Source organism: Trichocoleus desertorum AS-A10 (assembly GCF_039962155.1).
Classification (GTDB): Bacteria; Cyanobacteriota; Cyanobacteriia; order FACHB-46; family FACHB-46; genus Trichocoleus.
The window spans coordinates 378,172-387,809 of the sequence record NZ_JAMPKN010000003.1 but is presented as its reverse complement, the minus strand read 5'-3'; the positions used below and the strand labels follow the sequence as shown (position 1 = coordinate 387,809).

Here is a 9,638-nt window from a genome sequence, read left to right as displayed (position 1 = left end):
TCGATATCGACGGGAGGAGCCGCGATGAAGGCAATGATGAAGCAGATGGTGGCGGAGAGCAGGGTGGGGATCATCAGGACGCCGAACCAGCCTACATAGAGGCGGTTGTCGGTGCTGGTAACCCAGTTACAGAACTGCTCCCACAGGTTGGCGCTTTCGCGTCTCTGTAGAGTGGTAGTCATGTCTGGATGAGTGCTTATTACTTAAAGTTGGATGAATCTATGTAAAGTAGGGCGAACCCCACTTGATCTATAGATTAATCACTTTGTTGAGCTTTGTAAAGTAGTTTTCTCATGTTTCTATCGCCAGTTAGAGCGATTAACCGGGAGGCCAGGCCAGCGGTCGCCCGCCGAGAATGTGCAAATGCAGATGGGGAACGGTTTGCCCCCCATCTTCCCCATTGTTAATTACAACTCTGTAACCGTTTGCTAAGCCTTCTTGCTCTGCCACGCGCTTTACAGTTAGTAACAAATGCCCCATCAATGCATGATTCTGCGATTCTGCATCTGCAAGCTTGGCGATCGGCTCTTTGGGAATCACCAGGATATGGACAGGCGCTTGCGGATTCACGTCTCTAAAGGCAAGGGCCAAGTTGTCTTCATAAACAATATCCGCTGGAATTTCGCGGCGGATAATTTTGCCAAAAATCGTGTCTGTTTCGCTCATAGCCAGAATTTCTTGAGGTTAGCTGCAATTTTAAGGGGCGATCGCAACATCAGCATGAAGAATCCTCGAATTTGAGTGACTGATCAATCTGGCTAGTAAATAGCAAGTATTTTCAATCGTTAGTAAAGGCGAACCCGAGCATGTTGGTGCATAGGCGATCGCGGGCATTCTACGGCTAGAAGTCTCAGGTATGACCGAGTGCTGGCCAGGATTTGGAGTGCATCCCTCGTGGGGATTGATGCGGTGAAGGTTGGAGTCGAGGTGGATGTCTCTGGTGGGCTCCCAGGCATTGTCTTGGTAGGTTTACCTGGCACTGAAGTGCAGGAGTCGCGGGAACGAGTCAAAGCAGCCCTAAAAAACGCGGGCTATGCCTTCCCCATGCGAAAGATTGTGATTAACCTCACACCAGCAGATCTGCGAAAAGAGGGCCCCAGCTTCGATTTGCCCATCAGTGTGGGAATTATGGCTGCCTCTGAGCAAGTGAGTGCAGAGCTGTTAGGCGATTACTTGTTTCTGGGGGAAGTCTCGCTGGACGGTAGCCTCAGACCTGTGGCTGGTGTATTACCGATCGCGGCTGCCGCGCAACAAATGGGAATCACAGGCCTAGTCGTACCTGCGGGCAATGCCCCCGAAGCGGCGGTAGTCAAAGGTCTAGCAGTCTACGGCTTTCAGAATTTAGCAGAAGTGGGAAACTTCCTGAACCAGCCTGAGCAGTATCAGCCTGTGCAAGTCGATGGTCAGGCAGCCCTGGCACGAGCGCGGTACACCGGACAAGACTTAAACGAGGTCAAAGGTCAAGCTCATGCCCGTCGCGCCTTGGAAATTGCCGCAGCGGGTGGTCACAACTTAGTTTTCGTTGGCCCTCCCGGTAGCGGGAAAACCATGCTGGCTCGTCGTTTGCCTGGGATTTTACCGCCATTAACTTTCGCCGAATCACTCGAAGTCACTCAGATTCATTCGGTTGCGGGCTTGCTCAAAGAACGAGGTTCCTTGGTTAGCGATCGCCCCTTCCGCAGCCCTCATCACTCTGCCTCTGGCCCCTCGCTCGTAGGCGGTGGCAGTTTTCCTAGACCTGGGGAAATCTCACTTGCTCACCGAGGGATCTTGTTTCTTGACGAATTAACAGAATTTAAGCGAGATGTTCTAGAGTTTTTGCGGCAGCCGCTAGAAGACGGACATGTGACGATTTCTCGGACGCGCCAATCGGTCTCTTTTCCCGCTCAGTTCACTTTGGTTGCCAGTACTAACCCCTGTCCCTGTGGTTACTTTGGCGACACGATTCAGCCTTGCACTTGTTCTCCCCGACAGCGAGAGCAATATTGGGCCAAGCTCTCTGGCCCGTTGATGGACCGCATTGACCTGCAAGTAGCAGTGAATCGTTTGAAACCGGAAGAAATCACACGGCAACCCCTGGGCGAAGCTTCAGCCAATGTGCGGGAACGAGTGCAAGTAGCTCGCGATCGCGCCCAAACCCGTTTTGAAGCCGAGCCCAGCCTACGTTGCAACGCCGACATGCAAAGCCGCCACCTCAGAAACTGGTGCGTACTCAATGACGCTGCCCGCAACATTTTGGAAGGAGCAATCCGCAAGCTGGGCCTTTCTGCTAGAGCCACCGATCGCATCTTGAAAGTCGCTCGCACGATCGCAGATTTAGCTGGAGACGAACAACTACAAACCCAGCATGTAGCAGAGGCGATTCAGTACCGGACGATCGATCGGATGCAATAGCTGGGTGTAAAACAGGGTGCTGTCACTGACTTCGCGGATCTCGCTAAAAATTTAGGAGTACTGGTTATGTTCAAGCAAATTCTTCATCCTCAGGGGAGCCGAGTGGTGGTGGGTGGCTATCACCGCGATCGCCAAGATAACCGCGATCGTCGCTACGCTCGGCCTCGCAATGTAAAGCAAAACAGCCTGCCCAAGTTTGTGGATTTGCGGCAGCACATGACCACAGTCGAGAACCAAGGCGAGCTAGGAAGTTGTACCGCCAACGCGATCGCTGGAGCTTATGAGTATTTGGCTAAGCGACTTACAGGGCAAAACTACGATATTAGTCGCTTGTTTATCTACTACCTAGCTCGCAAATTTGATGGCTGTGAGCAGGAAGATAGCGGCGCAACTTTACGTCGGGGTATGAAAGTGTTAACCAAGTATGGCGCTTGCTCTGAAGCGGCTTGGCCTTACGACATTGAAGCTTTCTGTGACGAACCCCACGACGATGCTTTTCAAGAAGCGGCTGAGCATTTAATTGATGAGTACGATCGCATTGATGTTGATTTACATGCGATGAAAGTCTGTCTGTCGGAGGGCTACCCATTCGTATTTGGCTCCGACATCTTTCAATCTTTTGAAGATTTAGATCATCGGGGCCATGTGAACATGCCATTCCCCAGCGAGGAAAACTTGGGCGGTCACGCGATGCTCGCTTGCGGCTACTCCGATAAAGACCAAGTGTTTCTGGTTCGCAACTCTTGGGGCACCGATTGGGGTGACAAGGGCTACTGTTACATTCCCTATGAATACCTAACCAATGCAGATTTGACAGGCGATTGCTGGACTCTGCGCCGTGCCAACAACCTCGATTTTTCAGAAGACATCAGCAGCAGCTACGAAGAAGGCTTCTCTTTCTTTAATGCCCTGATCGAACTCCTCACAGGTACAGAGGTGCCAACGGACGAAGAAGAGTATGAGGATGAAGAGTCAGAGGAATTAGAAGAATACGACGAGGATGAAGAATCCGAGGAAGAACTAGAAGAAGAGGATGATGAGGAGTACGAAGGAGCTGAGGAAGAGGAACTAGAGGAGGATGAGGAATCTGAGGAGGATGAAGACTTTGAAGATGAAGAACTAGAGGAGGAAGAGTTAGAAGAATACGAAGACGAAGAATCTGAGGAAGACGAGGAAGAGTATGAGGACGAGGACGAAGAGTTAGAGGAATCTGAGGAGGATGAGGAATACCAAGACGAAGAATCTGAAGATGAAGAATCTGAAGATGAAGAATCTGAAGAAGACGAGGACGAAGAGTTAGGGGAATCTGAAGAGGACGAAGAATACGGCGAGGAAGAGTATGAGGACGAAGAAAAGGAATAAAGGCGATCGCCTACTCACATCCTTGAGTCACTAATTTTTTCAATTTAGGGACTTGCAAAACTTAAATCGTTCGTACTAGACTAATATTCCGCCGAGATACGCGAGCGGTTGAGGGCAACGCCTTCAAGTCACCTAGCCCCCATCGTCTAGAGGCCTAGGACACCTCCCTTTCACGGAGGCGACGGGGATTCGAATTCCCCTGGGGGTATAAAAATAAAAGGGAGTTGCAACAATGCAGCTCCTTTTTTGTAATTGCAAGTTGCGGGTTGAGATAGCGCTAAAATATGACGGTTGTATTCTGCGACACGGGCTTTGATTGAGCGTTATACCCTGCCTGAGATGGGCGAACTCTGGACGGAGGCTTACAAACTCAAAACTTGGTTACAGGTAGAGATAGCAGTTTGTGAAGCCCAGGCTGAACTTGGATATATTCCGGCTGAAGCAGTTGAAGAAATTAAAGCAAAGGCGAACTTTGATCCCAAGCGGGTGCTAGAAATTGAAGCCGAAGTTCGTCACGATGTCATTGCCTTTCTGACCAACGTGAATGAATATGTCGGCGATGCAGGCCGTTACATTCACTTGGGCTTGACTAGCTCCGATGTGCTCGATACCGCACTGGCGCTACAACTCGTGGCTAGCTTGGATGTGCTGTTAGGTCAGCTCGAAGCTTTGATCCAGGCGATTCGTTATCAAGCTCAGCAGCACCGCGACACCGTCATGATCGGGCGATCGCATGGGATTCATGCCGAACCGATCACCTTTGGCTTTAAGCTAGCGGGTTGGTTGGCAGAAGTGTTGCGGAATCGCGATCGCCTAGTCCGCCTGCGAGATGACATCGCAGTGGGTAAGATTTCTGGCGCTGTGGGCACCTACGCCAACATTGACCCGCAAGTAGAAGCGTTGGCTTGCCAGAAGTTGGGCCTGAAACCAGACACGGCTTCAACTCAAGTTGTTTCTCGCGATCTCCACGCCGATTTCATGCAAACCTTGGCGCTGCTAACGGCCTCAATCGAGCGGTTTTCGGTGGAGATTCGCAACTTACAGCGAACCGATGTGCTAGAGGTCGAGGAATTCTTTGCCAAAGGCCAAAAGGGTTCTTCTGCCATGCCTCACAAGCGCAACCCGATTCGCTCGGAGCGCTTGACTGGCATCGCCCGCATCATCCGGGGCTATGCGGTAGCAGCGATCGAAAACGTAGCGCTGTGGCACGAACGCGATATTTCTCACAGTTCTGTGGAGCGGGTGGTCTTCCCAGACGGCTGCACCCTCACCCACTTCATGCTGGTAGAAATCACCGAGCTAGTGAAGAACTTGCAGGTCTACCCCGAAAACATGAAACGCAACATGAACCTCTACGGTGGGGTTGTGTTTAGTCAGCGAGTACTCCTGACGCTGGTGGAGAAAGGAATGAGCCGAGAAGAAGCCTATGCCACGGTGCAATCTTGCGCTCACACAGCTTGGAACAAAGCAGATGGTAGTTTCCACGATCTGATCGCCCAAGATTCAAGAGTTACAGAGCATTTGTCGCCAGAGGAAATTGAAGAATGCTTCAATCCTCAACATCATCTGCGCCATCTGGATCACGTCTATCAGCGCTTGGGAATTTAATTAGAAAGCTTAAACCGTAGAGTGCAGAGTTGCTGTAGTAGCTCTGCATTTTTTCTAGCTGGATATTCTAAGAGAGAAAATTAGACAGGGCAAAGTTTCTGGAGCAGATCCATCAGCTGCTGCCCATCTTCTGAGTAACTAACGTACTCGCGATTGCCCACTTGCATGTCCTTGCCTTCTAAATCCACGCTATACCGTTCAGCAATTACAACGATCAGTGTGTCCTTGGCAATCCCTGAAGTCGTACGAATCCGCCGTCCAGTCCCAACCGCCTCCTCAATCGATTGCCTAAACTGGTTGAGCAAAATCAGATCTGGGCAATGAAATCCGTCCATCATCCGCTCGATCGCATCTTCATACATCTAAAGCGATGATGACCCGGTAGCCTTGGTGCTTGAGGTTGTGCTTTAAGAGGGGCCGTGTTTCGTCATCGGGTTCCACCACCAAAATAATTGGGGAGCTATCTTGGGTTGATAACTGAGCACCGTTAGACTCCTTGAGTAACAAGTAAGCTTTGCCCTTTTGTGGATGCAACTTGCTCAAGTGAGAGGGCAGATACGGGAGAGCTACTGTTGCCTTCTAACAAAATCAGGTGATGCTGGGAGTCTACTCTCAGCTTTTGTTGCTGCTGAAATTGCCTGAGTAGCCGGGTGATGGTGACTCTAGTCGTGCCGCAAGCGATCGCCAAGTCTTCATGGGTCAGGCGCACGCTCAACCGAGTCCCCCCGGTCACAGACTGTCCTACTTCCTGCTTTAACAACTGCAACAAAGTGTACAAGCGATCGCTGACTCGGAGTTGCCCATAAACCGTTAGCAGCAGCTCAGTTTGCTTGAGCCGTTGGCTAATTTGGGGCAGCAGCCGTTGCTGTAGCTCCGAGGAGGCAGCAAAATCGGTCAGGGGAATGCACCATAACTGCGTATCCGCTAGGGCAGTAGCTTCATAGAGCGTAAGCGCAGTCAGACTAGGGCCAAAAGGCGCTGAAGCCCCCGCTAAGCCAATCAATATTTCTTGGCCCGTCTGCGAAAAAGTGGTTAACTGCACCAATCCCGAGTGCACTTGCCAAATTCCTTGCAGACTTAGAGGAATCGTTTCTCCCTTGTGGTAGGTCCGCAACGGATAGCTCAGGTTGGGGCTATGGTCAGACGGCTGGCGATCGCTGAGGTAGCGCAACAGCCAGCGCAGCATTGGGGGTTGGTTGGCATCTGGCTGACTCACTTCCACCAGAATGCTTGCATTAAAAGTGGTCCCTTGATGTGGCTGCAACTGCACCTGCCATTCATGTTTCCAAGGTCTTTGTTGGAGCCGCTGTAGCTCAGTCTGAAACTGTAGCCGAGCCTCTGGAGGCACAAAGGCCGTCAGTAAACGACCTGTGAGAAAAGAAGGTGGGAGGTTTAGCAACTTGGTAGCGGCTTGGTTGGCTTGCTGCACCACTCCAGCGGCATCTGTGATCAAACAGGCATCGGGAATAAATTCCAACAACTCTTGATATCGTTGGCGTTCAGTTGCAGCGCTTTGGCTTGCCAATAATAATTGCTGGTTTTGCTCGCTCAGTAAATCGGCTGCCACTTGAAGCCGCTCAGAGGCAATGCCTAATTCTTTCAGAGCAGAGGGTAGTAGAGCGGGCGATAAGCTGGAGGAGGCGCTGATGCCTTGATATAAATCGCTCAAGCGATTAGACATCGCTGCAACCTGTCGAGAAAATGTGGTTGCATTCATGTTGTAGGCACCATTTGAGGGGATTTGGTCAGGTCAGCAACCGTGGTCATTAACTCGTCAATATCAACAGGTTTTACTAGATACCTGCGAAAGCCGACAGCTAGGGCTTGTGCTTGGTCGCTCTTGCGGTTGTAGCCAGTCAAGGCGATCGCAGGAATTTGAACTTGTTGTCTACTCTCTAGGGCTTTGACTTGCTGCATCAGGCAATAGCCATCCTCGCCGGGTAGGGCAAGTTCGCTGATCAGTAAATCTGGTTGGATATCTTGCAAAATTGCCAGTGCTTTGCAGGCCGAAGCTGTAGCAATCGTCCTGATGCCATAGGCTGCAAACAACACGGTGAGCAGGTGTCTAGAATCGGGGTCATTATCAACAACTAGCACTTGCAACTGTTTCATCAACCTTGGATGACGCATTGTCTCCAGAGGCCTGGTCTTAGTGGAGAAGGCATAGCCAAACTCGGCAGATAGGGGGCACATATCGTTCTGCTCCAAAGACGAAAGCAGTTGGTTGTTTGACTTGATGAGTATAGGTTTTGAGAAGAACTTAACTTTTTTCTGAAAAACTGCGAAGCTGATGGAAAGGGTAAATTGCTGATTAATAACATTGGGTCGTTACAAACCTTAATGCTATTTTCTCTTAGCATAGGGCGATCGCTGAGAAGATTCAGTACGATTTCGTACGAACAAACTGCTGGCTCGGTTTCTACATGAATCCTTAAGGATTGCCGAGGGAGAGCTAGGAAGTTTTAGCGCTTCTCAGTGCGATCGCCGACTCCCCAAACCTCCTCAGTCAACTTTGTACCTTTTGACACAAAGCAACTCCCTTAATGACAAGGGCTGTTACCGGAGTCTGAAAAGCTCTTGCCAGCTTCGGAAATAAAGCGCCAATCGTAGCGCGTTGGGTGCAAGGTCAACTTTAAGACGCCATACGTATCAGCATTTCGCACTTGGCTATGGGGTTGAATCTCGCCCAGCTCATAGTGATTTTTACCCCCAGTTCCCACCACAAACTGACGTATACCGCGATCGGGGTCTAGCTTGCCCTGCGGAGTTTGGGGAGCAAAACGCTCATAGTGGTGGTCATGCCCTGCCAGGACAACATCTGCGCCCGCAGCGGCAAGCGCTTGCCAAAAAGCCTGAGTGTCAGAATTGTTGCCATGATGCCCCGATGAGAAGCGGGGGTGATGCCAATAAGCTAAGGTGCATTTCTGAGGGTGCGCTGCCAAGTCTGCTTTGAGCCATCGCTCTTGGGGCGAGCCTGCGCCACAGCCCCCTACCTCCGAGCAATTAGAATTGAGCGCAATCAGGTGCCACTGCCCAATGTCGTAACTGTAATAACCCCGCTGCGGATTGCCTGCGGCTGCCCCAAAGTAGCGATAGTAGCTGGCAGCGCCCGGCTCTTCATATTCGTGATTGCCCACCACGGGCCGAGTAATCGACTTGAGCCTGCCCCAGCTAGGCGCATAAGATTTTTGAAAGGCTTCGGCACTGCCTACTTCGTACTGCAAATCCCCAAGAGGCAAAACGGCAGTTAAACCTTCGTTGAGCAAAAGTTGGGCTGTTGCCTGCATGTGGCAGGCTGTGGCGGTTCCTCGTCCCCCGTTAAATTTGGGACTGTCCGGATCACAGGCAATGTCCCCTGCTGCCGCGATCGCTGGAGCAGTTCCTGGAGCTCTAGTTCCTGTCACTCTATTAGATTGCGTAGATTGCGTCTGCTTCACCTGATTGGCAACCCAATAACTCCCCGATGCCAATCCCACAGCTAGAAGCACCACCACAACTGGGCGCATAATTCCCTATTTCACTTGAGCGGAGAAGGCATAATCGTAGCCTTTGAAGTTTGAGTCTAGCTCCAAGGTGTACTCTCCGGTAGCAGGAAGTTCGCCAGTCCAGTTTTGGCGATTTTCATCATAATTCCCGGAAATCAAAGGCTGGCCTGTGGGAGTCAAGATGTTGGGGAAGACATCTTTTTGATTCGTAACGGTTAAGGTTTGGCCTTGATTAGCTCGCAATACATACTTGTGGCTCCCAGTACCGACAAAGCGATCGGCGATCGCTACCGTTCCACCTGCTTGAGGAAGCGCAATCCGGGCTTTCTTTTGGTTGCAGTTGCTCTCAGTCCGATTTTTGGCGACCCAACCCGCAACTTCATTGCCATCCGTTGACCTGATCTGAAACCAACCATCTTTTTCAGCTACTACCGAAACCCAAGCGCCATTCTTGAGGGTGCCGACCACGTTATCAGATTGCACTTCTGGGCCAGAACGAATATTTAGAGGGGGGTTGGGATCAGCCGCGATCGCTTGAGTCACAACGCAGTTTTCCACCTGTACCGCTGGCTCATTATCTTGAGCACTATTATCAGGAGAAGATTTGAGGGGTTGGGCCGTCACGGGGGGAGCGGCTGCGGGGCTAGAGCCTGGAGCGGCTGGGGTTGTCGTGGCTGTCGGGCTAGGGCTCACTGCTGTTGAGTCCGTTTCGGGGGCTGAGGCGCAGGCAACACAGACCAAGGACACCAGCGTGAGCAGACCAGTTCCAAGCATTCTGTGAAATTGAGG

9 protein-coding genes, 1 tRNA gene and 1 pseudogene are annotated in these 9,638 nt (G+C 51.2%); 4 read left to right on the top strand and 7 right to left on the bottom strand.

Going from position 1 to position 9,638, the window contains the following annotated elements; genetic code table 11:
- Positions 1–182: pseudogene (locus NDA01_RS08490) on the bottom strand (photosystem II q(b) protein); the annotation flags it as partial.
- 136 nt (positions 183–318) lie between these two features.
- Positions 319–666 (bottom strand): histidine triad nucleotide-binding protein, encoded by a 348-nt coding sequence (locus tag NDA01_RS08485; RefSeq protein WP_190435052.1) that lies wholly within the window; start codon positions 664–666, stop codon positions 319–321.
- 198 nt (positions 667–864) lie between these two features.
- Here NDA01_RS08485 and NDA01_RS08480 point away from each other — a divergent pair, with 198 nt between their 5' ends.
- The 4 genes from NDA01_RS08480 to purB all read left to right on the top strand — a co-directional run bounded on the left by NDA01_RS08480 (position 865) and on the right by purB (position 5,364).
- Positions 865–2,394, top strand: coding sequence for a YifB family Mg chelatase-like AAA ATPase (locus NDA01_RS08480; protein ID WP_348227592.1), 1,530 nt, complete (start codon positions 865–867; stop codon positions 2,392–2,394).
- A gap of 66 nt (positions 2,395–2,460) precedes the next feature.
- Positions 2,461–3,756, top strand: a complete 1,296-nt coding sequence (locus tag NDA01_RS08475) for a C1 family peptidase (RefSeq protein ID WP_348227591.1) — start codon at positions 2,461–2,463, stop codon at positions 3,754–3,756.
- 135 nt (positions 3,757–3,891) lie between these two features.
- Positions 3,892–3,964, top strand: a tRNA-Glu gene (locus NDA01_RS08470).
- An 83-nt stretch (positions 3,965–4,047) separates the two neighbouring features.
- Positions 4,048–5,364 (top strand): adenylosuccinate lyase, encoded by a 1,317-nt coding sequence (gene purB, locus NDA01_RS08465; RefSeq protein WP_431193348.1) that lies wholly within the window; start codon positions 4,048–4,050, stop codon positions 5,362–5,364.
- Positions 5,365–5,444: 80 nt separating this feature from the next.
- Here the strand turns inward: purB and NDA01_RS08460 are convergent, their stop codons facing one another.
- From NDA01_RS08460 to NDA01_RS08440, 5 genes are all read right to left on the bottom strand, one after another.
- Positions 5,445–5,726, bottom strand: a complete 282-nt coding sequence (locus tag NDA01_RS08460) for a hypothetical protein (protein ID WP_348227590.1) — start codon at positions 5,724–5,726, stop codon at positions 5,445–5,447.
- 125 nt (positions 5,727–5,851) lie between these two features.
- Positions 5,852–7,081 (bottom strand): helix-turn-helix domain-containing protein, encoded by a 1,230-nt coding sequence (locus tag NDA01_RS08455; RefSeq protein WP_348227589.1) that lies wholly within the window; start codon positions 7,079–7,081, stop codon positions 5,852–5,854.
- A complete protein-coding gene (locus NDA01_RS08450) occupies positions 7,078–7,557 on the bottom strand; it encodes a response regulator (RefSeq protein ID WP_348227588.1) in 480 nt (159 codons plus the stop codon). Before NDA01_RS08450 ends, NDA01_RS08455 begins: the two co-directional genes overlap by 4 nt.
- A 347-nt stretch (positions 7,558–7,904) precedes the next feature.
- The gene (locus NDA01_RS08445; RefSeq protein ID WP_348227587.1) at positions 7,905–8,870 is read right to left on the bottom strand and encodes a metallophosphoesterase family protein; all 966 of its coding nucleotides are present in this window, start codon (positions 8,868–8,870) and stop codon (positions 7,905–7,907) included.
- A gap of 6 nt (positions 8,871–8,876) precedes the next feature.
- Complete coding sequence (locus NDA01_RS08440; RefSeq protein ID WP_348227586.1) at positions 8,877–9,623, bottom strand: SH3 domain-containing protein; 747 nt, start codon at positions 9,621–9,623, stop codon at positions 8,877–8,879.
- Positions 9,624–9,638 lie beyond the last annotated feature (15 nt).

Excerpts from the sequence above, each read along its gene's own strand:
- NDA01_RS08485 (WP_190435052.1), bottom strand. The coding sequence starts at position 666 with ATGAGCGAAACAGACACGATTTTTGGCAAAATTATCCGCCGCGAAATT.
- NDA01_RS08475 (WP_348227591.1), top strand. The coding sequence starts at position 2,461 with ATGTTCAAGCAAATTCTTCATCCTCAGGGGAGCCGAGTGGTGGTGGGT.
- NDA01_RS08460 (WP_348227590.1), bottom strand. The coding sequence starts at position 5,726 with ATGTATGAAGATGCGATCGAGCGGATGATGGACGGATTTCATTGCCCA.
- NDA01_RS08455 (WP_348227589.1), bottom strand. The coding sequence starts at position 7,081 with ATGAATGCAACCACATTTTCTCGACAGGTTGCAGCGATGTCTAATCGC.
- NDA01_RS08450 (WP_348227588.1), bottom strand. The coding sequence starts at position 7,557 with ATGTGCCCCCTATCTGCCGAGTTTGGCTATGCCTTCTCCACTAAGACC.
- NDA01_RS08445 (WP_348227587.1), bottom strand. The coding sequence starts at position 8,870 with ATGCGCCCAGTTGTGGTGGTGCTTCTAGCTGTGGGATTGGCATCGGGG.
- NDA01_RS08440 (WP_348227586.1), bottom strand. The coding sequence starts at position 9,623 with ATGCTTGGAACTGGTCTGCTCACGCTGGTGTCCTTGGTCTGTGTTGCC.